Annotated in this window: 18 protein-coding genes, 2 tRNA genes, 2 rRNA genes and 1 riboswitch (1 of these 23 cut by a window edge); of the genes, 9 read left to right on the forward strand and 13 right to left on the reverse strand. The window is 63.9% G+C overall.

The window, feature by feature from the left end:
• The 4 genes from XH90_RS31015 to XH90_RS31030 form a co-directional block, all read right to left on the reverse strand.
• Positions 1–384, reverse strand: a 23S ribosomal RNA gene (locus XH90_RS31015); it reaches 2,462 nt to the left of the window's first position.
• Between the two features lie 385 nt (positions 385–769).
• A tRNA-Ala gene (locus XH90_RS31020) sits at positions 770–845 on the reverse strand.
• Between the two features lie 33 nt (positions 846–878).
• Positions 879–955, reverse strand: a tRNA-Ile gene (locus XH90_RS31025).
• A 186-nt stretch (positions 956–1,141) separates the two neighbouring features.
• Positions 1,142–2,628 (reverse strand): 16S ribosomal RNA (locus XH90_RS31030).
• Together the 16S and 23S rRNA genes with 2 tRNA genes alongside form the textbook arrangement of a ribosomal RNA operon.
• A 10-nt stretch (positions 2,629–2,638) precedes the next feature.
• Between XH90_RS31030 and XH90_RS31035 the strand changes: the two genes are divergently transcribed.
• Together XH90_RS31035 and XH90_RS31040 are read left to right on the forward strand one after the other, a co-directional pair.
• Entirely contained in the window at positions 2,639–2,932 is a 294-nt protein-coding gene (locus tag XH90_RS31035) for a hypothetical protein (protein WP_143270136.1), read from the forward strand.
• Between the two features lie 691 nt (positions 2,933–3,623).
• Positions 3,624–5,687: a M23 family metallopeptidase gene (locus tag XH90_RS31040; RefSeq protein WP_194478043.1), complete on the forward strand. Its 2,064-nt coding sequence runs from the start codon at positions 3,624–3,626 to the stop codon at positions 5,685–5,687.
• Positions 5,688–5,768: 81 nt separating this feature from the next.
• Here XH90_RS31040 and clpB read toward each other — a convergent pair whose 3' ends face one another.
• On the reverse strand, positions 5,769–8,408 hold the full coding sequence (gene clpB, locus XH90_RS31045; protein ID WP_194478044.1) for an ATP-dependent chaperone ClpB: 2,640 nt from the start codon (positions 8,406–8,408) through the stop codon (positions 5,769–5,771).
• A gap of 241 nt (positions 8,409–8,649) precedes the next feature.
• On the opposite strand from clpB, the gene XH90_RS31050 reads away from it, so the two are divergent.
• Complete coding sequence (locus XH90_RS31050) at positions 8,650–9,453, forward strand: MOSC domain-containing protein (RefSeq protein ID WP_194478045.1); 804 nt, start codon at positions 8,650–8,652, stop codon at positions 9,451–9,453.
• A gap of 119 nt (positions 9,454–9,572) precedes the next feature.
• Here the strand turns inward: XH90_RS31050 and XH90_RS31055 are convergent, their stop codons facing one another.
• Complete coding sequence (locus tag XH90_RS31055; protein ID WP_194478046.1) at positions 9,573–10,220, reverse strand: TIGR02594 family protein; 648 nt, start codon at positions 10,218–10,220, stop codon at positions 9,573–9,575.
• 230 nt (positions 10,221–10,450) lie between these two features.
• Here XH90_RS31055 and XH90_RS31060 point away from each other — a divergent pair, with 230 nt between their 5' ends.
• On the forward strand, positions 10,451–11,314 hold the full coding sequence (locus XH90_RS31060; protein WP_194478047.1) for an alpha/beta fold hydrolase: 864 nt from the start codon (positions 10,451–10,453) through the stop codon (positions 11,312–11,314).
• Positions 11,315–11,431: 117 nt separating this feature from the next.
• Here XH90_RS31060 and metW read toward each other — a convergent pair whose 3' ends face one another.
• Positions 11,432–12,094: a methionine biosynthesis protein MetW gene (gene metW, locus XH90_RS31065; protein WP_194478048.1), complete on the reverse strand. Its 663-nt coding sequence runs from the start codon at positions 12,092–12,094 to the stop codon at positions 11,432–11,434.
• Positions 12,095–12,096: 2 nt separating this feature from the next.
• Positions 12,097–13,299 (reverse strand): homoserine O-acetyltransferase, encoded by a 1,203-nt coding sequence (locus tag XH90_RS31070; RefSeq protein ID WP_194478049.1) that lies wholly within the window; start codon positions 13,297–13,299, stop codon positions 12,097–12,099.
• Positions 13,300–13,392: 93 nt separating this feature from the next.
• Positions 13,393–13,472: riboswitch (SAM riboswitch) on the reverse strand.
• A 159-nt stretch (positions 13,473–13,631) separates the two neighbouring features.
• Between XH90_RS31070 and XH90_RS31075 the strand changes: the two genes are divergently transcribed.
• From XH90_RS31075 to XH90_RS31085, 3 genes are read left to right on the forward strand one after another with little or no spacing between them, the layout of a single operon-like run.
• On the forward strand, positions 13,632–14,480 hold the full coding sequence (locus tag XH90_RS31075; protein ID WP_194478050.1) for a chorismate mutase: 849 nt from the start codon (positions 13,632–13,634) through the stop codon (positions 14,478–14,480).
• A 34-nt stretch (positions 14,481–14,514) separates the two neighbouring features.
• Positions 14,515–15,609, forward strand: coding sequence for a histidinol-phosphate transaminase (gene hisC / locus XH90_RS31080; RefSeq protein ID WP_194478051.1), 1,095 nt, complete (start codon positions 14,515–14,517; stop codon positions 15,607–15,609).
• Positions 15,606–16,541, forward strand: coding sequence for a prephenate/arogenate dehydrogenase family protein (locus XH90_RS31085; RefSeq protein ID WP_194478052.1), 936 nt, complete (start codon positions 15,606–15,608; stop codon positions 16,539–16,541). The genes hisC and XH90_RS31085 overlap by 4 nt, the downstream gene beginning before the upstream one ends.
• A 13-nt stretch (positions 16,542–16,554) precedes the next feature.
• Here XH90_RS31085 and XH90_RS31090 read toward each other — a convergent pair whose 3' ends face one another.
• Positions 16,555–17,739, reverse strand: coding sequence for a DUF2125 domain-containing protein (locus tag XH90_RS31090; protein ID WP_194478053.1), 1,185 nt, complete (start codon positions 17,737–17,739; stop codon positions 16,555–16,557).
• Positions 17,740–17,849: 110 nt separating this feature from the next.
• Here XH90_RS31090 and XH90_RS31095 point away from each other — a divergent pair, with 110 nt between their 5' ends.
• Positions 17,850–18,452, forward strand: coding sequence for a gamma-glutamylcyclotransferase (locus tag XH90_RS31095; protein WP_194478054.1), 603 nt, complete (start codon positions 17,850–17,852; stop codon positions 18,450–18,452).
• Here XH90_RS31095 and XH90_RS31100 read toward each other — a convergent pair.
• From XH90_RS31100 to ftsE, 4 genes are all read right to left on the reverse strand, one after another.
• Entirely contained in the window at positions 18,449–19,222 is a 774-nt protein-coding gene (locus XH90_RS31100; protein ID WP_194478055.1) for a 1-acyl-sn-glycerol-3-phosphate acyltransferase, read from the reverse strand. The two genes, XH90_RS31095 and XH90_RS31100, sit on opposite strands and share 4 nt — an antisense overlap.
• Positions 19,223–19,245: 23 nt before the next feature.
• Complete coding sequence (locus tag XH90_RS31105; protein WP_194478056.1) at positions 19,246–19,950, reverse strand: YdcF family protein; 705 nt, start codon at positions 19,948–19,950, stop codon at positions 19,246–19,248.
• Between the two features lie 71 nt (positions 19,951–20,021).
• Positions 20,022–20,990, reverse strand: coding sequence for an ABC transporter permease (locus XH90_RS31110; protein ID WP_194478057.1), 969 nt, complete (start codon positions 20,988–20,990; stop codon positions 20,022–20,024).
• A complete protein-coding gene (gene ftsE, locus XH90_RS31115) occupies positions 20,983–21,642 on the reverse strand; it encodes a cell division ATP-binding protein FtsE (RefSeq protein WP_092288863.1) in 660 nt (219 codons plus the stop codon). Before ftsE ends, XH90_RS31110 begins: the two co-directional genes overlap by 8 nt.
• A 201-nt stretch (positions 21,643–21,843) precedes the next feature.
• On the opposite strand from ftsE, the gene XH90_RS31120 reads away from it, so the two are divergent.
• Entirely contained in the window at positions 21,844–22,722 is an 879-nt protein-coding gene (locus XH90_RS31120) for an MJ0042-type zinc finger domain-containing protein (protein WP_194478058.1), read from the forward strand.
• The last annotated feature ends 31 nt before the right edge of the window (positions 22,723–22,753 follow it).

Below are 22,753 nucleotides of genomic sequence, written 5' to 3' on the forward strand. Positions count from 1 at the left end.
GGTTCCGATTGTCTTTGATGTATCACTGGCCTGGTCCGCGTTCGCTCGCCACTACTAACGGAGTCTCTGTTGATGTCCTTTCCTCCAGGTACTTAGATGTTTCAGTTCCCTGGGTTTGCTTGAAACCTCCTATGTATTCAGAAGTCTCATACCTTCTCTTGATAACCGGAAATCCAAAACCTCGCGGTCATGGTCCCGATCATTTCTGGTCGAACACCAAGACACAAGGTCTTGGAGTTCCGGCTATCGAAGGTGGGTTTCCCCATTCGGAAATCTATGGATCAAAGCTTCTTCGCAGCTCCCCATAGCTTATCGCAGCGTAGCACGTCCTTCATCGCCTCTCAGCGCCAAGGCATCCACCGAACACCCTTAAGGCACTTGATTGCTCTCATTATCAATGTCCACACACTCGGCAGAATGTTGTCTGCAGAATTGCCTTGCGGCACGCGCCCTCGATGAACGCTATCTGCAGCCGGACATTGACTAGAAAGACCAGCTTGCTTCGTAAGATCGTTCCGATAGCGAGGCGGTCAAGCTTCGCTAAAAGGATCATTTACAACTCGCGGGCCAACCTTGCGGTCGGACGCGAGCGCCGAAAATGATCCGGAGATAATGAAGGATTCGCACAACAATCTGCTGCACGACCCAACTCGGATCGATCTCCTCTTTACGATGTCAGAAAACACGCATCTTGCTGTCTATCCAGACTAGCAGGATGCGAAGTGATGTTTCGCGGACGACGGTGCACGATCTCGGTGATCAAACCATCTGGTGGAGCCAGACGGGATCGAACCGACGACCTCATGCTTGCAAAGCACGCGCTCTCCCAGCTGAGCTATGGCCCCGTAACCAGAAGACGAATGCTCACTCGATGAGTGTGGTGGGCCTGGGAAGACTTGAACTTCCGACCTCACGCTTATCAAGCGCGCGCTCTAACCAACTGAGCTACAAGCCCCTAACGCATATCCGGTTAAGGACCAGGGACCCTGCACATGCAGGCCCAGCGCGTGTTCGTCCGCGAAGAAAGAGAAACGTAGACGGCGAAATCCCGCCAATGGAGCTCAACGATCTGGCGATCTGTTGGCCCCTGATGTTTCTAAAACAGCTCGATAGAAGCAAGCTTCTGAAGAGCCATCCTTAGAAAGGAGGTGATCCAGCCGCAGGTTCCCCTACGGCTACCTTGTTACGACTTCACCCCAGTCGCTGACCCTACCGTGGCCGGCTGCCTCCTTGCGGTTAGCGCACCGTCTTCAGGTAAAACCAACTCCCATGGTGTGACGGGCGGTGTGTACAAGGCCCGGGAACGTATTCACCGTGGCGTGCTGATCCACGATTACTAGCGATTCCAACTTCATGGGCTCGAGTTGCAGAGCCCAATCCGAACTGAGACGGCTTTTTGAGATTTGCGAAGGGTCGCCCCTTAGCATCCCATTGTCACCGCCATTGTAGCACGTGTGTAGCCCAGCCCGTAAGGGCCATGAGGACTTGACGTCATCCCCACCTTCCTCGCGGCTTATCACCGGCAGTCTCCTTAGAGTGCTCAACTAAATGGTAGCAACTAAGGACGGGGGTTGCGCTCGTTGCGGGACTTAACCCAACATCTCACGACACGAGCTGACGACAGCCATGCAGCACCTGTGTTCCAGGCTCCGAAGAGAGGGTCACATCTCTGCGACCGGTCCTGGACATGTCAAGGGCTGGTAAGGTTCTGCGCGTTGCGTCGAATTAAACCACATGCTCCACCGCTTGTGCGGGCCCCCGTCAATTCCTTTGAGTTTTAATCTTGCGACCGTACTCCCCAGGCGGAATGCTTAAAGCGTTAGCTGCGCCACTAGTGAGTAAACCCACTAACGGCTGGCATTCATCGTTTACGGCGTGGACTACCAGGGTATCTAATCCTGTTTGCTCCCCACGCTTTCGTGCCTCAGCGTCAGTACCGGGCCAGTGAGCCGCCTTCGCCACTGGTGTTCTTGCGAATATCTACGAATTTCACCTCTACACTCGCAGTTCCACTCACCTCTCCCGGACTCAAGATCTTCAGTATCAAAGGCAGTTCTGGAGTTGAGCTCCAGGATTTCACCCCTGACTTAAAAACCCGCCTACGCACCCTTTACGCCCAGTGATTCCGAGCAACGCTAGCCCCCTTCGTATTACCGCGGCTGCTGGCACGAAGTTAGCCGGGGCTTATTCTTGCGGTACCGTCATTATCTTCCCGCACAAAAGAGCTTTACAACCCTAGGGCCTTCATCACTCACGCGGCATGGCTGGATCAGGGTTGCCCCCATTGTCCAATATTCCCCACTGCTGCCTCCCGTAGGAGTTTGGGCCGTGTCTCAGTCCCAATGTGGCTGATCATCCTCTCAGACCAGCTACTGATCGTCGCCTTGGTAGGCCATTACCCTACCAACTAGCTAATCAGACGCGGGCCGATCTTTCGGCGATAAATCTTTCCCCGTAAGGGCTTATCCGGTATTAGCACAAGTTTCCCTGTGTTGTTCCGAACCAAAAGGTACGTTCCCACGCGTTACTCACCCGTCTGCCGCTGACGTATTGCTACGCCCGCTCGACTTGCATGTGTTAAGCCTGCCGCCAGCGTTCGCTCTGAGCCAGGATCAAACTCTCAAGTTGGACTTGAACTTTGAACCGGCTGATCACAACGTTTGACGAGGTCCCACCATTATCGACCGAAGTCGATGTGCTGCCTGCGATTCACATCGCTGGCAACGATGGTGTTTCCTTTGAAACGTGTACCGCCGAAGTCTTTCGTCCGGTCTCGATCAGAAAAGCCGAAGCTTTTCAGAAGCGAGACCCGCAAGGACTCCGCCGTCCACGTTTCTCTTTCTTCATCTTCACTTGTCAAACAGCCCGGGACCGTGGAGGCCCCAACCTTCCGGAGTGGAAGGGTTCCGACACCCTTACCGACGTCGAATGACTCCAACCGATTGCGTCGGCTGTTGTGTCACTCAACAAGGTGAGGAGCATCAGTGGCGCGTTCGCTCGCCTTGGTCAGTGACCCGGCGGCGCCGCGCTCAGTGGTTGGGGTTATAGGCCCCACCTTCCGGGCTGTCAACGCCAATCGTCAACAAATCGTCGCACAGTGGATTGTTGTAAAAAAGCTAGCGATTCCAGCCTATTAGAGAGGCGGGGAGCGAGCGAAGCGGATCTGTCCGGTAAAAAATCTGAAAAAAAGTTTGGGCCCGAGGGAGCTCCTGAGGGGCTCCTGAGAGGTATCGGGAGCGGCCTCGGGCGCCCCATGGCCCAGGGCTCCTGCACCCGGCCGTTAAGGAAACTTTTTCCATACCGGGCGCCGTACTAGAGCCACAATCCCGCGGCGTTCTGGTATGACACAAGCTTGAATCGCAGGGATGCCAGTGGGGGCTGCCGGCGATTTTCATGGGGTTCAGAGAAGGCGATCTGACGATGACGCGGCCTTCTTCGGACATTCGAAAGACATCGAGAGACCTTCACCTGCCTTGCTGTTCGTAATTTCGGCCGGGCCTCATCCGGGGCCTACTGAGCGCGAGCACCTGTGCGATCAAGACTCTTCCAGCGATGCCCCTGCAAGAGGGCAACCGGGAAGAGCTCGAAGCGAGGGTTCCGGGTCGTTGATTGGGGGACTTGGGTTGAACCAGAGGACGTCACGCGGCGCTTACGGGCGTGAGACCGGGATCATCGATCTCGGCCACGAGCCGCCGCTGTCCGTCGATGGTTCGGAAGCTGCCGTCATCGATCGCCGTCGCGTCTCGGTGCAATGGTTCAGCGGTACAATTCTGACCGGACTCTGCGGCGCAGCCCTGATCGGCGGCGCCGTTTTCGCATCTCTCGACGGCGAATTGACCTTCGCCAAGGTGCCGGAGCGGGTCGAGGGCGCGCTGCGCGGGGCCTTCGGCGCCGCCGATCGCACCGCCACGCTGCACAAGAGCGACCGCTTGCCGCCGCCGAGTGACTCCACGGCGTCGCGTAATATCGTGCGCGTCTCGACGGTCGCCCGCGTCGGCAACCGCGACGTGATGCGCGTGCGCCCCTTCATCCGGATCGCCGGCAATCTGTCGATGACGACGAGCGATCTATCGGCGAAGATTCCGCCGTTCAACGCGCAGCGTCTGCTCACCGACGTCGGCTCCGATCCCAAAACCGCTGCCGACGATCCGAACAATCCTGAAGCCGTCGAGCCCGACGCCGAGGTTTCCTTCGTCACCAAGGATCTCTCGCCGGTGTTGCCGAAGGCCAGGATCGCCGCAGTGGTGGCGCTCGACGACATCCTGATGCGGGTGCGCGATGCCGCCAATTGGCGCGGCAATGGCGGGGTGCGCTACGCCTCGCTCGCCAATGCCACCGCCGACGTCTCCGGCGCGGCCGGCCCGTCTGACATGAAGATGGCCTACGCCGCCGAAGCGTCGTCGTCCGATCCCTATGCCGGTTTCGAGACGCGCGTGGTGCCGGAGAACGTCACGCTGCTCCCGAAGACCAAGGAGCAGATCACCGGTGGCAATCCCACGGGCGAGCGCGTCCATGTCGTCAAGAAGGGCGACAGCGTCGGCTCGGTGCTGCGCGATCTCGGCGCCACGCCCGACGAGATCAAGGCGATCGCTGCGACGCTCGGCCCCCGTGGCCGCGACGGCGGCCTGAAGGAAGGCGAAAAGCTTCGCATCCTGATGGCGCCCGCAAGCCCCGGCGCACGCCTGCAGCCCTACCGCGTCGTGGTCGCCAACGACACCGTGGTCGAAGCGATCGCGGCGCTGTCCGATCTCGGCAAATACGTCGCGGTCGACGTTTCCAGCATGAACACCGTCGCCGACGCCACGGCCAACGCCAGCAGCGACGACGATGAAGACGATGACGGCAGCGGCGTGCGGCTCTACCAGAGCATCTACGAGACCGCGATGCGCAACAAAGTGCCGATGCCCGTCATCGACGACATGATCAAGATCTACTCCTACGATGTCGATTTCCAGCGCAAGGTGCAGCCGGGCGATTCCTTCGACGTTTTCTACGCCGGCGAAGACGAAGGCGTGACTTCGAGCGAGAAGAACGAGGTGCTGTTCGCCTCTCTGACGCTGGGTGGCGAGACCAAGAAATACTATCGTTTCCAGAGCTCCGACGACGGCGTCGTCGACTATTACGACGAGACCGGCAAGAGCGCGAAGAAGTTCCTGGTCCGCAAGCCGGTCAACACCGCCATCATGCGCTCCGGCTTCGGCAGTCGCCGCCATCCGATCCTCGGCTATGTGAAGATGCACACCGGCGTCGATTGGGCCACCGCCTACGGCACGCCGATTTTCGCCGCCGGCAACGGCGTGATCGAGAAGGCCCAGCTCGAAGGCGGCTACGGCAAATACGTCCGCATCAAGCACAACAACGGCTACGAGACGGCCTACGGCCACATGTCGGCCTTCGCCAAGGGCATGGAGCCGGGCAAGAAGGTGCGGCAGGGCCAGGTCATCGGCTTCGTCGGCTCGACCGGCCAGTCGACCGGCCCGCACGTCCACTACGAAATCCTCGTCAACGGCCGCTTCGTCGACCCGATGCGCGTGAAACTGCCGCGCGGCCGTTCGCTCGAGGGTCCGATGCTCGCCAGCTTCGAGAAGGAACGCGACCGCCTCGACGCCATGATGAGCGGCCGCAACGGCGCCATCGCACGCATGTCGGACGCGACCGGCGGGTCACTTCAGGTCAGCAACCGCTAGCTTTCAGACCGGACGATTTCGAGAAACGCCCCGGAGAGACAACCTCTCCGAGGCGTTTTCGTTTTGCCTCGAGTCCGGCGCTCAGTTCAGCTTGCGCTTCGACACCGGCGCCTCGAACTGGGCGATCTCCGCGGTCTGCGGCGCCTTGCCGTTGAAGGTCAGCACGTTGCCTTCGGACGAGATCGCGACGCTGTCGCCATCCCTGACGTCGCCGGCCAGGATCATCTCGGCGAGCGGATCCTGCAGGTAACGCTGGATCACCCGCTTCAACGGCCGGGCGCCATAGGCGGGATCCCAGCCCTTGGCAGCGAGCCAGTCGCGGCCAGCAGCATCGAGCGTCAGCACGATCTTGCGATCGGTCAGCAGCTTCTGCAATCGCGCGAACTGGATCTCGACGATCCGACCCATCTCGCTCCGCTGCAAGCGGTGGAACAGGATGATCTCGTCGACACGGTTCAGGAACTCGGGGCGGAAATGTCCCCGTACCATTCCCATCACCTGGTCACGCACAGCCGAAGTGTCTTCGCCCTCGGGTTGATTCACCAGGAATTCCGAACCGAGGTTCGAGGTCATGATGATCAGCGTGTTGCGGAAATCGACGGTGCGGCCCTGACCATCGGTCAGGCGGCCGTCGTCGAGCACCTGCAACAGGACGTTGAAGACGTCAGGATGCGCCTTCTCGATCTCGTCGAACAGCACGACCTGGTAAGGCCGGCGCCGCACCGCTTCGGTGAGCGCACCGCCCTCATCGTAGCCGACATAGCCCGGAGGCGCGCCGATCAGCCGCGAGACCGAATGCTTCTCCATGTACTCGGACATGTCGAGACGGACCATCGCGGTCTCGTCGTTGAAGAGGTACTCGGCGAGCGCCTTGGTCAGCTCGGTCTTGCCGACGCCGGTGGGCCCCAGGAACATGAACGAGCCGGTCGGCCGGTGCGGGTCCTGCAGGCCTGCGCGCGAACGGCGCACGGCGGTTGCGACCGCGCGCACGGCCTCGGCCTGGCCGACGACGCGCTGTCCGAGCTGCTCCTCCATCTTCAGGAGCTTCTCTTTCTCGCCCTCCAGCATCTTGTCGACCGGCACGCCGGTCCAGCGCGAGACCACTTGCGCGATGTGGTTGGCGGTCACCGCCTCCTCCATCATCTCGCCGGAGCCTTCACGCGCCTCGATGTCGGCGAGCTGCTTCTCGAGCTGCGGGATCCGGCCATAGGCCAGCTCACCCGCCTTCTGGAATTCGCCGCGCCGCTGCGCGTCGGCCAGATCGACGCGCAGGGCGTCGAGTTCCGACTTCAGCTTCTGGGCGTTGGAGAGCTTGTTCTTCTCCGCGCTCCAGCGTGCCGTCAGTGCCGCAGACTTCTCTTCGAGCTCGGCGAGCTCTTTCTGGAGAGATTCGAGACGGGACTTGGAGCCGAGATCGCTTTCCTTCTTGAGAGCTTCCTGCTCGATCTTGAGCCGGATGATCTCGCGGTCGAGCGAATCCAGCTCTTCCGGCTTGGAATCGACCTGCATCTTCAGCCGCGCGGCCGCCTCGTCCATGAGGTCGATCGCCTTGTCGGGCAGGAAGCGGTCGGTGATGTAGCGGTTGGACAGGGTTGTGGCCGCAACGAGCGCGGAATCGGTGATCCGCACGCCATGGTGCTGCTCGTACTTGTCCTTCAGGCCGCGCAGGATCGAGATCGTGTCCTCGACCGAGGGCTCGCTGACGAAGATCGGCTGGAAGCGCCGTGCCAGCGCCGCATCCTTCTCGACGTGCTTCTGATACTCGTCGAGCGTGGTCGCACCGATGCAATGCAGCTCGCCGCGGGCGAGCGCCGGCTTGAGCAGGTTGGACGCGTCCATCGCGCCGTCGCCCTTGCCCGCGCCGATCAGCGTGTGCATCTCGTCGATGAACAGGATGAAATTGCCGTCGCTCGCGGTGACTTCCTGGAGCACGGCCTTCAGCCGCTCCTCGAACTCGCCGCGGTATTTTGCACCGGCAATCAGCGCGCCCAGATCGAGCGAGAGCAGCTTCTTGTCCATGAGACTTTCAGGCACGTCGCCGTTGACGATGCGCAGCGCGAGGCCTTCGGCGATGGCGGTCTTGCCGACGCCGGGCTCGCCGATCAGGACGGGATTGTTCTTGGTCCGGCGCGACAGCACCTGGATCGTACGGCGGATCTCCTCGTCGCGGCCGATGACCGGGTCGAGCTTGCCATCGCGCGCAGCCTGGGTCAGGTCGCGGGCATATTTCTTCAGCGCGTCGTAGGCGTTCTCGGCCGTCGCGGAATCCGCGGTGCGGCCCTTGCGCAGCGCCTCGATGGCCGCGTTGAGATTTTGCGGCGTGACACCGCCCTTGGCGAGGATCGCGCCAGCCTCGCTGGTCTTCTCCAGCGTGAGGCCGAGCAGAAGCCGCTCGACGGTGACAAAGCTGTCGCCGGCCTTCTCACCGGCCTTTTCGGCTGCATCGAAAGTGCGCGCGAGCTCGGGCGCCAGATAGATCTGGCCGGCACCGCCGCCAGACACCTTCGGCACCTTGTTCAGGGCGTCCTCGGTCGCCTTCAGAATTGCGCGGGAGTTGCCGCCGGCACGGTCGATCAGACCGGCAGCCAGCCCCTCATTGTCGTCCAGCAGCACTTTCAGGACGTGCAGCGTCGAAAATTGCTGATGCCCCTCGCGGACCGCAAGCGACTGCGCGGACTGGACGAAGCCCCTGGAGCGTTCGGTATATTTGTCGATATTCATGGCTTTTCTTTCCCTCGGCCTGCCCCTGGGGCCCTCTAAGGCACCCCAAACGGCATCTTCATTGGGTTTCCACTTGTCGCGTTGACGTTGCTCAACCAACAGCGGTCGTTATCAGCCGGCGCTGGCGCCGGCCTGCCCCAGATGTGGGAAGCGTGCCCTCGGATCGGAAGAGGCGAGTTCACAATTTCGTGCACTGACCGGCCTGCTTGGCGAGCGCGGTCAGAATCTCCTAAGTAGGCCCATGAATTTGAGCGACAAGACAGCCAGCCAGACCGCCGAAATTACCGGCCTTTACCGTTACCCGATCAAGGGCCTGACGCCGGAACCGCTGCCCCGGGTTTCCCTGCGGACCGGCCAAACCCTCCCCGCCGACCGCCGCTACGCCATAGAGAATGGCCCCAGCGATTTTGACCCGGAGGCTCCGGAGTGGAAACCGAAAATCCAGTTCCTGATGCTGGCCCGCAACGAGCGGCTCGCCTCTCTCGACAGCCGTTTCGAGGACGCGACCAACCGCCTGACCATCCGCAAGGACGGCGAGATCGTCGCCAGCGGCGATCTGGAGACCGCGGCCGGGCGCGCGGCCATCGAGGGCTATTTCACCGAAAACTTTCAGCCGGAACTGAAAGGCCCGCCAAAAGTGCTGTCAGGCCGCGGCCACAGCTTCTCCGACGTCGCCCGCAAGGTCGTGTCCATCATCAACATCGAGAGCGTCCGCGCCATCGAGACCATGCTCGGCGGCGCGGCCGTCAATCCCCTGCGCTTCCGCGGCAATCTTTACCTCGAGGGCTGGCCGGCCTGGTCCGAGCTCGACCTCGTCGGCCAGACGCTCGCGATCGGGCAGGCCCGGCTGAAAGTGATCAAGCGCATCGTCCGCTGCCCAGCCACGAATGTGGACCCGGTGACGGCAAAGCGCGATCTCGAGATCCCGCCGACGCTCTCGCGCCATCTCGGCCACATGGACTGCGGCATCTATGCCGAGGTGGTGGCCGACGGCGAGATCGGGGTGGGGGATACGGTGGCGGTGGAAGAGCCGAAGCTGGTGTGAGCCAACGTCGTCTCCACGTATTCCGTCATTGCAAGGAGTTGTTGCGACGAAGCAATCCGGACTGCGCCCGCGGAGGGACTCCGGATTGCTTCGCTTCGCTGCACTGACGGGGTGAAACCTCAGTTCGGCATCACATACGCATAGATCCGGCCGCGCGAGATCGGGGCCTCGCGAACGCGGTTGCCGTTGTTGCCGGAAATCATGATCGGATTGCCCTGCGCGTCGATGCCGGTGATGATGCCGACATGACCGCCGCGGCGGCCGCGCGACATCACCGCGATGGCGCCGACCTGCGGACCGGAGACGCGCGTGCCGTAATGCGCGAACGAGCTCGCCATGTCGGAGCCGGTGCCCTGATGACCGGTCTTCTGAAGCACCATGTTCATGAAGCGCGCGCACCACAGGCTGCCGCGCCCCGTGGGATTGCCGCCGAGATAACGACGCGCCTCGGAGACGAGGCCAGATCCACCTCCGAAACCGCCGCTCATGCCCGCGCCGGCATTGGCGTTCGGATCATAGCTGGCCTGCGTGTTGGCGAATCCACTCGCCCGCAAAGCGGCCGCGCTGCGCTCGAAGCGCGAGCTGCGGGCATGGTGGCGATAATGATGATGTCGATGTCTGGCGTGATGCACGTAAGCGTGCCGCTCTGCGCTATGACGATGATGCGGCCGCGCCGAGGCCGGAGAAACGAACGCGGCAACCGCCGCGAAGAACAACGCCAGCGCGACAACACAACGCGACAGGCGGAACGCAAACAACTCAAACATTCTTCATCCTTCGTTGACACCCCCACTTCCCAAGTGAACCTGCCAAGTTGGCCCGTGCATTGGCCAACATCGATAGGGCCGTTAAGCCGTCCGATGTGGCGAGAAAAAGACGCCGCGCCGGCGAATAGCTGCGATGATTCTGCGGCAATGCTGGTTCGAAGCTGCCTCATTGCGGACATCAGCATTAACTGCGATCCTGACGTCACGGCTTGAAGAGAGGGAAACAGTTAATGCCCCACGCCATGACGAAGGACGACGTCCGCATCTATTTCGAGGAAGCCGGCCAGGGAACGCCGATCATTTTTCTTCACGAATTCGCGGCCGACTACACCAATTGGGAGCCGCAGATGCGCTACTTCTCGCGCGGCCACCGTTGCATCACCTATTCCGCGCGCGGCTACACGCCGTCCGACGTACCCGATGGTGATGTCTACACCTACACGCACTTCTACACCGATGCGCTCGCCGTGCTCGATCATCTCGGGATCGAACGCGCGCATCTCGTCGGCCTGTCGATGGGCGCCTACTCCTCGCTCCAGATCGGATTGAACGCGCCGCAACGCGCGCTGTCGATGACGCTCGCCGGTGTCGGCTCCGGCTCGGAGCTCGACAATCTCGAGGCATGGCGCAAACAGTGCCGCGCCAATGCCGAGCAGTTCGAGACGCTGGGCTCAGCCGAAGTCGCAAAGGTCACGCGCGAGGCGCCGAGCCGGATTCCCTTCCTGGTGAAGGACCCGCGCGGCCACGCCGATTTCTATGCCGCGCTGGCGCGGCACGATTCCAGGGGATCGGCCAACACGATGCGCGGCTTTCAGGGCGGGCGGCCGTCGATCTACACCATGACGGACGCGGTTGCGAAGGTGGCCACGCCGGCGCTGATCATCTGCGGCGACGAAGACGATCCGTGCATCGGAGCGAGCCTGTTCCTGAAGAAGCATCTGCCTGCGGCAGGGCTCGCGATGTTTCCGAAATCAGGTCATGTGCTCAATCTCGAAGAGCCTGCGCTGTTCAACGAGAGCGTGGAGCGGTTCGTGACGCTGGTGGAAGCGGGACGGTTGCCGGTGCGTGATCCGCGATCGCTGGCGGCGCACTGATCGTCATTCCGGGATGCGCCGAAGGCGCAGGCCCGGAATCCATTGAACGGCAGGCGCTGAAGCACGATGGATTCCGGGTTCGATGCTTCGCATCGCCCCGGAATGACGCCTACGGCATCACTCCCCCTGCCCGCGGCTCAGCAGGAACACGCCCTGCTCGCCGAACAGATTCCACACCCACCATGGCAGGCGCAAACGCAGCGGGCGGCCGTAGAGGTCGAGCGCCTCGGCACGCTCCATCTTGACGCCGATCGCGTCGCAGAGCTCGACGAAATCCTTGATGGTGCAGAAATGGATGTTGGCGGTGTCGTACCAGCTCGCCGGCAGATTCTCCGTGCGCGGCATGTGGCCGCCGATCAGGAGCTGGAGGCGCATCCGCCAGAAGCCGAAATTGGGGAACGACACGATGGCGCGCCGACCGATGCGCAGGAGGTTTTCCAGCACGACCTTCGGCTGACGCGTTGCCTGCAGCGTTTGCGACAGGATCACGTAGTCGAAGGCATCGTCAGGGTAATTGACGAGGTCAGTGTCGGCGTCGCCCTGCACCACCGCGAGGCCCTTTGCCACGCAGCGGTTGACGCCCTCGCGCGACAGCTCGATGCCGCGCCCGTCGATGCCGCGGGTCTCCAGCAGCTGAAGCAGATCACCTTCGCCGCAACCGACGTCGAGCACCTTCGAGCCCGGCTTGACCATCTCGGCGACCAGCAGATGGTCGGTGCGAAATGGGCCGGACTGCTCGGAGGCCAGCCCGTTGAGCGGCAGCACTTCCTGTACAGACATCGCTAGCCGTCCTTGGAGGTGAGCCCGCGCGCCTTGCCGGCCGATTGCAGGAAGGCGCGCGAGATGTCGAAGAATTCGGGCACGTCGAGCAGGAAGGCATCGTGGCCGCGATCGGTCTCGATCTCGGCGAACGACACCCGCGCGCTCGATGCGTTGAGCGCATGCACCAGCGCGCGCGATTCCGAAGTCGGAAACAGCCAGTCGCTGGTGAAGGAGACCACGCAGAAGCGGGTCTCGATCCCCGCGAACGCCTTCGCCAGCACGCCGCCATGGTCGGCAGCGATGTCGAAATAGTCCATCGCGCGGGTCAGATAGAGATAGGAATTGGCGTCGAAGCGTTCGACGAAGGATGAGCCCTGATAACGCAGATAGGACTCGACCTGGAAGTCGGCGTCGAACGAGAAGGTCGGCAGTTCGCGGTCCTGCATGCGGCGGCCGAACTTGCGGTGCAGCGCCGCGTCCGAGAGATAGGTGATGTGCGCGGCCATGCGCGCGACCGCGAGGCCGCGATGCGGATGGATGCCCTGATCGGCATAGGCGCCATTGTGCCAGTCGGGATCGGCCATCACGGCCTGGCGGCCGAGCTCGTGGAAGGCGATGTTCTGCGCGGAGTGCCGCGTCGAACAGGCGATCGCCAGCGCGGAGTAGACGCGCTTGGGGTACGCCGCGGTCCATTGCAGCACCTGCATGCCGCCCATCGAGCCGCCGACGACGGCGAACAGCGTGTCGATGCCGAGCCGGTCGATCAGCATCGCCTGCGCGCGCACCATGTCGGGGATCGTGATGACGGGGAAATCGAGGCCCCACACCTTGCCGGTCGCGGGATTGATCGAAGCCGGGCCGGTCGAGCCCATGCAGCCGCCGATCACGTTGGAGCAGATGATGAAGTACTTGGCTGGATCGAGCGGCCGGCCGGGGCCGACAAGCGTCTCCCACCAGCCCGGCTTGCCGGTGACCGGATGGACATTGGCGACGTGCTGGTCGCCGGTCAGCGCATGGCAGATCAGCACCGCGTTGGTGCGATCGGCATTGAGCTCGCCATAGGTCTTGTAGGCGATCTGGAACGGGGTGAGATCGACGCCGCAATCGAGCCGCAGCGGCTGGTCGGCGCCGAAATGCGCGAGCAGTGAGCTCGGGTGATCCACCTCGTGCGACCGTTCATCGGCACTGATCGCGGGACTTGGAATCGACTTGACGCCAACCATCTCTGACCATCGACCTCGTTTGCGATCGGACTTCAGATCGCCACTGACATCAGGCCATGAAAAACCCGGCCTGAACGATAGGTTCGGCCGGGATCGGAAGCGTCCCCGGCCTGTTTAGCGAGTTTTTTAACGTGGCTGCAAGCCGGCCGGCTCAAATGACCACGGAACGGGCAAAAACCTACCGGCTTGAGCCGATTTCGTCAAGTCGCGGTCCGGATTAGCCAAAATCGGCTCTCGATGGGCCGCGCGGCAGGCCGTCATTTCTCTTTGCTTTCGCGGCCCATCCTGCCTAATCAGAACCTCGACCTCAGCCTCACAACAGCCCGTCAAATATGTCCCAACGTCCGCCCGCGCCACCATCGCTCCAGGAATTGCGCAAGGAGATCGACGCGATCGACGAGGCCATGCATCGCCTGCTGATGCAGCGCGGCGACATCATCGACCGCCTGATCCAGGTGAAGCAGACCCAGGAGGTCGGCTCGGCGTTCCGCCCGGCGCGCGAGGCCTCGATGATGCGCGACATCGTGCAGCGCCATCGCGGCATCCTGCCGCTCGACACGGTCGAGAGCATCTGGCGCGTCATCATCTCGACCTTCACCTATGTCCAGGCGCCGTTCTCCGTGCATGCCGACATCTCGGTGAGCGAGCCGGCGATGCGCGATTCCGTGCGCTTCCATTTCGGCTTCACGGTTCCTTACGTCGCGCATTTCAGCGCGCAGGCCGCGGTCGAGGCGGTGGCGAAATCCAAGGGCGACCTGGCGCTGGTGTCGGCGACATCGAGCCGCACGCCATGGTGGCTGGAGCTGGAAGCGGACGGCGCGCCGAAGATCATCGCGCGCATGCCCTTCGTCGAACGCGCCGATCATCCGGCGGCACTGCCCGTGTTCGCGATCTCGCGCGTCGCCGACAGCGCCGTGGTGACGGAGGTCGAGACCTTCAGCGTGCGCGTCTCCGGGTGGAACGCCGAAGTCGCGCGGGCGCTGTCGCCGCTCGCCGACATCGTGGCGGTGCCCGATACCGCCTTCGACGGCGCGGCGCTGCTGGTCTCGGTCACGTCAGCCACCAGCATCGACAGGATCAGGGCTGCCCTGATCGAAGCGGGGGCCTCGGTGCGGTCCACGGCTCTCGTCGGCAGCCACGCAACGCGCTATACGGTGCCCCCGACCGGGCCGAAATCGTAGATCGCGAACCGCTGAAGTTACTCCGGAGTTGAAGATGTCCCGCCCCGTGCCGAATCCCGGCATTCTCGATATTGCGCCCTACACGCCCGGCAAGACCCCGGTGCCGGAGCCGGGCCGCAAGGTGTTCAAGCTCTCGGCCAACGAGACGCCGTTCGGACCCTCGCCCAAGGCGATCGAGGCCTTCAAGCGCGTCGCGGATCATCTGGAGGACTATCCGGAAGGAACCTCGCGCGTGCTGCGCGAGGCGATCGGGCGCCACTACGGGCTCGATCCCAACCGCATCATCTGCGGCGCGGGCTCGGACGAGATCCTCAACCTGCTCGCCCATACCTATCTCAGCCACGGCGACGAGGCGATCTCGACCACGCACGGCTTCCTGGTCTACCCGATCGCGACCATGGCGGTCGGCGCCAGGAACGTGGTTGCGGCCGAGAAGAACCTGACCTGCGACGTCGACGCGATCCTGAAAGCCGTGACGCCGAAGACGAAGCTGGTCTGGCTCGCCAATCCCAACAATCCGACCGGCACCTATATCCCGTTCGACGAGGTCAAGCGCCTGCGCGCCGGACTGCCGTCACACGTACTGCTGGTGCTGGACGCCGCCTATTGCGACTACGTCTCGCGCAACGATTACGAGATGGGGATCGAGCTGGTCGCCACCACCGAGAACACCGTGGTGACGCACACCTTCTCCAAGATCCACGGCCTCGCCGCGCTGCGCATCGGCTGGATGTTCGGCCCCGAGCACATCATCGACGCGGTCAACCGCATCCGCGGTCCCTTCAACGTGTCGACGCCGGCGATGTACGCCGCGGTCGCCGCGATCGAGGACACCGCGCACCAGGCGATGTCGAAGCAGTTCACCGAGACCTGGCGCAACTGGCTCGGCGAGGAGATCACCAGGCTCGGGCTGAAGGTGACGCCCGGCGTCGCCAACTTCGTGCTGATCCACTTCCCGGAGACCGGCAAGACTTCGGACGCGGCGGACGCCTATCTCACCAAGCGCGGCCTGGTGCTGCGCGCGTTGAAGAACTATGGCCTGCACCACCAGCTGCGCATGACCATCGGCACCGAGGAGGCCAACCGCCTGGTCGTCGAGGCCCTGCGCGACTTCATGGCCGGCAAATGAGCGTGAACCCGCACTTCCAGCGCGTCGCCCTGATCGGCTTCGGTCTGATCGGCGGCTCGATCGCGCGCGCTGCGAAGCTCCAAGGCCTGGCCGGCGAGATCGTCACCACCGCGCGCTCGGAGAAGACGCGCGCGCGCGTGCTCGAGCTCGGCATCGTCGACAAGGTCGTCGCGACCAATGCGGAAGCGGTGGAGGATGCCGATCTCGTCATCCTCTGCATTCCCGTCGGCGCCTGCGGCCCGGTGGCGCAGGAGATCGCCGCGCATCTGAAGCCCGGCGCGATCATCTCCGACGTCGGCTCGGTCAAGGGCGCGGTGGTCAAGGACATGGCGCCGCATCTGCCGAAGAACGTTCATTTCGTGCCGGCGCACCCTGTCGCGGGCACCGAGCATTCGGGACCTGACTCCGGCTTCGCCGAGCTCTTCATCAACCGGTGGTGCATTCTCACGCCGCCCGAAGGCACCGACGCTGAGGCCACCGCGCATCTTCGCGCGTTCTGGGCGGCGATGGGCGCCAAGGTCGAGGTGATGACGCCGGATCATCATGATCTCGTGCTCGCCATCACCAGCCATCTGCCGCATCTGATCGCCTACACCATCGTCGGCACCGCCGACGAGCTGCAGCAGGTGACGGAGTCCGAAGTCATCAAGTTCTCGGCTGGCGGCTTCCGCGACTTCACCCGCATCGCGGCCTCCGACCCGACGATGTGGCGCGACGTGTTTCTCGCCAACAAGGACGCCGTGCTGGAGATGCTCGGCACCTTCACCGAGGATCTCGCCAAGCTCACTCGCGCGATCCGTCGCGGCGACGGCGAGGCGCTGTTCGACCATTTCACGCGCACCCGTGCCATCCGCCGCGGCATCGTCGAGATCGGCCAGGATTCGGCCGCACCCGACTTCGGCCGCCAGCACGGGCAGCTCGACAAGAAATAGAGCTAGCAGCGGATCAATACAGCGGCGGAATCTGGCCGACCTTGAACGGGCCGAGCAGCACGGCGCCGTCGGCGAATTTCAGCGGGAAGGTACGGGCCTTCCTGCCCTCGAGCGTGCTCTCGGTGCCGATCGCGTTGATGCCGGCGGCAATCCCGGCATTGGCGTTCTGCTTGATGACCTTGCCGAGACCGGGCACGGCACGGTCGAGCGCACCGAAGAGGTTGTTGAGGTCCTGCGACTTCACGCCGGGCGCGACGCGATCGAGCGTCGCCTGTGGCACGCCCTCCTCCAGCATCTTCTCGATGCCGAGCGCCGGGATGACCCGCTCGAGGCCGGTCACCGTCATCTGCAATTCGCCATCCAGTCGGCCACTGGCCGAGAGGCCGAGCGTACCGGCCGCGACCGCGATCATCTCGCCCTGCTGGATCCGCGACTGCACGATCTCGATATGACCGCCGGCGGCCTGGATCTCGCGGAAGCGCTGCGGCCAGGGCTTCGGCGTGAAGTCGGAGAGGCCGGTGATCTTCGCGCGCGTGTCGGCCTCGAACGGCTCGGCGAGCAGGGGATGAACGCCCTGGATGCTGCCTTGCGAGACCTGGAGCACGGTCTCGATCACGGGATGATCGGCTGGCGATCCCTCGGCGATGCGTCCGTGCAGTTCGATCCGCTTGGCGCGCGCAAGCGGCACCTGCACCGAGCCATCGAGCCTGTCGAGGCTGGGATCGTCGAACACGATGGAGGCGCGCTCCGGCACCGCCGGCAGGCCGATCACGCTGCTGCGGCCCTTGCTCCAGTTCACGACGAACGTGTTCTGCGTGACGCCGTCGACCAGGGTTGCCGGCGCGGAAAACTCGGCGATGACGTGCTTGGGATCGTAGATCTGTCCCACGACGAGGATGTTGTCGAGCTTGGCCGTGAACGGCGTCTTGCTCGCATTCTGCGAGACCAGGGCGACGCTGGCGCCGGAGCACTGGATCTCGAAGCGGAACGGGAAGCCCGCGACCGAACGCTTGGCGCAGTCGTAGATGCGGCCGGCCTTGGCCTCCTGCGCACGCCAGGCGTCGGCGGCGACGCCAGCTTGGGAGGCCGCATAGAACCAGAAGCCGCTCCAGGCGACTGCGAGGATCAGGAGGAGGACGGGAGCAATGAATAGCCCCCAACGGGAGCGCCGGCCTGCGGCAATGGTCGTATCGGACATGCGGCGACCCTTTGGCCCCAGATTTTGTCAAATGTAAGCGAGACGGGCCTGCGGCAAAAGGCGGAGAATTCACTTCGCTTGGCGCGGCGGTTCTGCTAGCCGTGCCCGAAATGTCGGAAATCACCCTCCCCTCCGTCACGACAGCCAAGGGCGACCTCTGGGTGTTCGGCTACGGCTCCCTGATGTGGCGGCCGGGCTTCGAATTCGAGGAGCGCGTTCCGGCGCGGCTGGTCGGCGAGCACCGCGCGCTCTGCGTCTATTCCTTCGTGCATCGCGGCACGCCCGAGCAGCCGGGCCTGGTGCTGGGACTCGATCGCGGCGGCGCCTGCCGCGGCATCGCCTTCCGCGTCGCTGAAAAGAGCCGCGCCGACGTGGTCGCCTATCTGCGGGAGCGCGAGCAGGTGACGTCGGTCTACCGCGAGGTGATGCGCTCGGTGTGGCTGGAGAACGAAGCGCGTGAGCGCGTCTCGGCGCTCGCCTATGTCGTCGACCGTGGCCATGTCCAATATGCCGGCCGCCTCTCGCTCGCCGACCAGCACCGTCATGTGCTCCAGGGCCATGGCCAGTCCGGCGCCAACCGCGACTATGTCACCGCAACCGTGAAGGCGATCGAAGCCGAAGGCTTTCGCGACACGCAGCTGCATCAGCTCGCGAGGATGCTGCATGGCGATCCTCATCCGCCGGCTCCTGCGGACGATCACGAAAGCCGCTAGGTCTCCGACGGCGCGTAACTCGGCGCGGAGCCGATCAGCTGCTCCTGCTCCTTCCGGCCCGCCTCGACGAGACGGCTGGTCGCGTCCTCGATCACGGTCTGCACGCGCGTGAGAAACTGATCCTTGGGCAGCCCCGGCGGCAGCGGATCGAGGAATTCGACTACGAGGGTGCCGGGATAGCGCATGAACGTGCGGCGCGGCCAGAACAGGCCGGAATTGAGCGCGATCGGCAGGCACTGCACGCCGCAGGACGAATAGATTTGCGCAAAACCGGTCTTGTAGTCCGGCGGCGCCCCCGGTGCGCGTCGCGTGCCTTCCGGAAAGATGACGAGCTGGCCGTCTGCGCGCACCGCCTCGCGCGCACGCCGCGTCATGTCCAGCAACGCCTTCACACCGGCATTGCGGTCGATCGCGATCATCCCGGTCTTGACCAGGAACTGGCCGAACACCGGGATCTGCATGAGCTGGCGCTTGAGGATGAAGATCGGGCGATGGAAAAAGCCCGGCAGCACGAAGGTCTCCCAGAACGACTGGTGCTTCGCCACGATCACCAGCGGTCCCTCCGGGATCTTCTCGACGCCGCGGAATTCCACCTTGATGTTGCAGACCACGCGCATCAGGACAAGCGTCGCCTTCGCCCACCATCCGGCAACCGTCAGCATCGCGCGCGGCGGCAGCGCAAAGGTCGGCAGCGCCACGATCGCGAGACACACCAGCACGGTGTAGAACAGCACGTTGAAGACGAGTGAGCGCAAGAAAATCAGGAACATCGACGATCCGTTGGATTTGCCGGTCAATTGGCCTGCGCGGTGGCGGGCCGCCTGGATTGCGGTCCAGCAGGCTGCTCCGACATCTCGGGGGAAAGGTCAATCCCGAAATCCTCCAGCCGGACCCTGAGCTCGGCCGCGGTGTACTTGACATATTCGGACAACAGCAGACGCAGGGTCGAGGCCGAAGTCCACCACGGCTCCTCGCGCCATTTGTCGCCGACCACGGCGAACGGGATCAGCGTGGTCTGCGGCATCGCATGCGAGAATTCCACCAGCGCGCGGGGCATGTGATAGTTCGATGTGACCACGATCAGCGACTTGAAGCCGCGCGCCTCGGCCCAGCGACGCGCCTCCGCCGCGTTGCCGCGGGTCGTGAGCGCCGTGCGGTCGAGATCGACGCAGCAGGTCATGAAGGATTGATTCTCCGGCAGGGTCCGGGAGATGTCGCTCGCCGTCGAGGTCGGATGCACGCCCGATATCAGAAGCCGCCTGCCGTAGCCGGCCGCCAGCAGCTCCATCGCATCGGACACCCGCGAAGAGCCCCCGGTCAGCACGACGATGCCGTCGGCTTTGCGGCCAGGGGCGACCTCGGCACCGCGCAATTGCGACAGGAACGCGACGAAACCCGCTGCCGCGCCGACAAAGGCGAACGCGATCGCCGACACGACGGTCGCGTGGAGCCAGCCGCGCGGCAGTTTCGGCGATCGATCGTCGGTCGGCGAGGTCATGTAAGTCGGTGATCCCTTCCCCGGATGATTTTAAGACGTTTTGAGGCGAAGTGGAGTCCGGTTTATCGGGCTCAATCCACGTCGTTCAATGTCGCGAACAGCGTCTGGCGCGAGGCGACCGCGGTGATCGCGCCGATCAGGACGGCCTGCACCGCGAGCACGACATAGCCTGATGGCCGCAGCGAGAAGGTGCCGAGCAGGGCCGCGAACTGATCCCCGACAGGAGTGCCCGAGAACCAGCCGGCGATCGACTCGGAGAAGCCGAACAGCAGCATCGCGACGCCGCCGCCGATGACGCCGCCTTCGAGGCCGAGCCTGAGGAAATGCCGCAGGAAATGATTGGCGATGTAGCGGTCGCCGGCGCCGACGAAATGCAGGACTTCGACGATCGGGCGGTTCGCCGCCATCGCGCCGCGGGTTGCGAAGGAGACCGAGATGATGGTCGCGACGATGACGAGCGCGAGGATGCCGATGCCGGCGAAAACGGTGGCATTCGTCATCGAGCGCATCCGCTCGATCCAGGCGCGGTGATCGTCGACGCTGGCGCTCGGCGCCACTTGCGTCACACGCGCACGCAGCGCACCGAGATCGAGCACCGTGCCCGGCTGCACGCGCGCGATGATCATGCGCGGCACCGGCAGATCGTCCATCGACAGCCCGGTGCCGAGCCAGGGCTCGAGCAGCTTGCCGCTCTCCTCCTTGGTGAACGGCTTGACCTCGACGATGCCGGCCTGCGCGCGTACCGCCTCGGTGACGGCGGCCGTATCGCGCTCGATGTCGCGCCCCGATTGCGGGCGAACCTGGATGGTGATCTCGCTCGCGACGTCCGACTGCCATTCCGCGGCCGAGGCGCTCACCAGCAGCACCGTGCCGGTCGTCATCGAGGCGAGGAAGGTCATGATGGCGACGACGGCAACCAGCGCGCGGCCATGGATCGAGGCGCGCGGCACGATCGGCGACAGGTTGCGCGCCCTGGCCGGCAGCGGCGGACGCTCCTGTCCGAGATCGACCAATACGCCGCGCTCGTCGGTCCTACTCATAGACGTGCAGCCGTCCCTGATGCAGAACGAAGCGGCGTGCTTCGTACTGGTCCATCAGCGCGATGTCGTGGGTTGCGATGATGACGGCGGTGCCTGACTTGTTGAGCTCGATGAAGAGCCGCAGCAAGCGCCGTCCGAGCGTCGGATCGACGCTGCCGGTCGGCTCGTCCGCGAGCAGGAGTTGCGGCCGCGAGATCACCGCGCGCGCGATCGCCGCGCGTTGCTTCTCGCCGCCCGACAGGATCGGCGGCAACGCATCCATGCGGTCGCCGAGGCCGACCCAGCGCAGGAGATCGATGACCTCCTTGCGATAACTCGATTCGCTGCGGCCCATGACGCGGAACGGCAGCGCCACGTTCTCGTAGGTCGTCATGTGATCGAGCAGACGGAAATCCTGGAGCACGATGCCGATGCGCTTGCGCAAGTCGGCGATCTCGTCCTTGCCGAGCTGCGAGACGTCGTGGCCGAACAGGTTGACGAGGCCACGCGTCGGCCGGTGCGACAGGAACAACAGGCGCAGCAGCGACGTCTTGCCGGCGCCGGACGGGCCGGTGAGGAACTGGAAGGAATGTGCCGGAATCTGGAAACTGAGGTCGCGCAGGATCTCGGGCCCCAGACCATAGCGTAATCCGACATTTTCGAACCGAACCAAGCTCAGCTCCGTTCGAGAGGGGACGTAGACCGCACGGCGGCCCGTTTTCGCCGCACGCGGTCAAGGGGTTGTGCGACCGTTATGGTTTCCGGTTCGTTAACGGTCGCCCTGTAGCATCCCGGCGAGCATCCTTAGAAGTCCCTTCTTGGGAGTACCTTCGGCGCCCGGTTCCGCGCGACAAGGTCATCGTCGAGGCCGTCCATGCATATCGTCTGCCCTCATTGTACGACATCCTACGCCATCAAGCTTGCGAGCCTTGGGGCCAATGGGCGGACGGTCCGCTGCTCCCGCTGCAAGGAAACCTGGATGGCGCATCCGGAGGATGCCATCGAGGAGGCGGCCCTGCCCGCGATGGCCGCAACCGGCCAGGCCGACGACCAGTCCGACCTCGCCGCGCAGTGGAACACCTACGCCAAGGATGACGCCGCCGCCGAGACGCCGGTGGTCGAGAGCCCCTCGATCGCCAGCGACTGGCCGAACGAGGACGCCGCCGAATCCGAGGACGAATGGTCGGCGGCAGCCCGGGCAGCGGAAGAAGAAGTCGTCGGGGCCAAGCATCAGTCCTGGTTCCGCGACCTGTTCAGCCGTCGCGGCGCCAGGGTGAGCCGACCGAAGCCTGCCGCCGCCCCGCGCAAATCCTACTACGGCCTGCCGACCGCCTGCGCCGCCATGGGCGCGCTGGTGCTGGCGCTGGTGATCTGGCGCGGCGACATGGTCCGCCTGCTGCCGCAGACCGCGGCCTTCTACAAGATGGTCGGGCTGGAGGTGAACCTGCGCGGGCTCTCCTTCAAGGACGTCAAGCTCTCGACCGAGACCGTGGACGGTAAACAGGTGCTGGTGATCGAGGGCGTGATCGTCGGCCAGGGCAAGAAGCCGCTCGATATTCCGCGCCTGCGCTTTGCCGTGCGCGACGCGCAGGGCGCCGAAATCTACGCCTGGAATTCCGTGCTGGAGCAGACCGTGCTGCAACCCGGCGAGCGCGCCTTCTTCCGCTCGCGCCTGGCCTCGCCGCCTGCGGAAGGCCGCAATATCGACGTTCGCTTCTTCAACCGGCGCGACATTGCCGGCGGCAGCGTATAATCAGGCTTTGTGGAATCCGCGCGGGGTTGGT

The sequence above is a fragment of the Bradyrhizobium sp. CCBAU 53338 genome, from assembly GCF_015291665.1.
GTDB lineage: Bacteria > Pseudomonadota > Alphaproteobacteria > Rhizobiales > Xanthobacteraceae > Bradyrhizobium.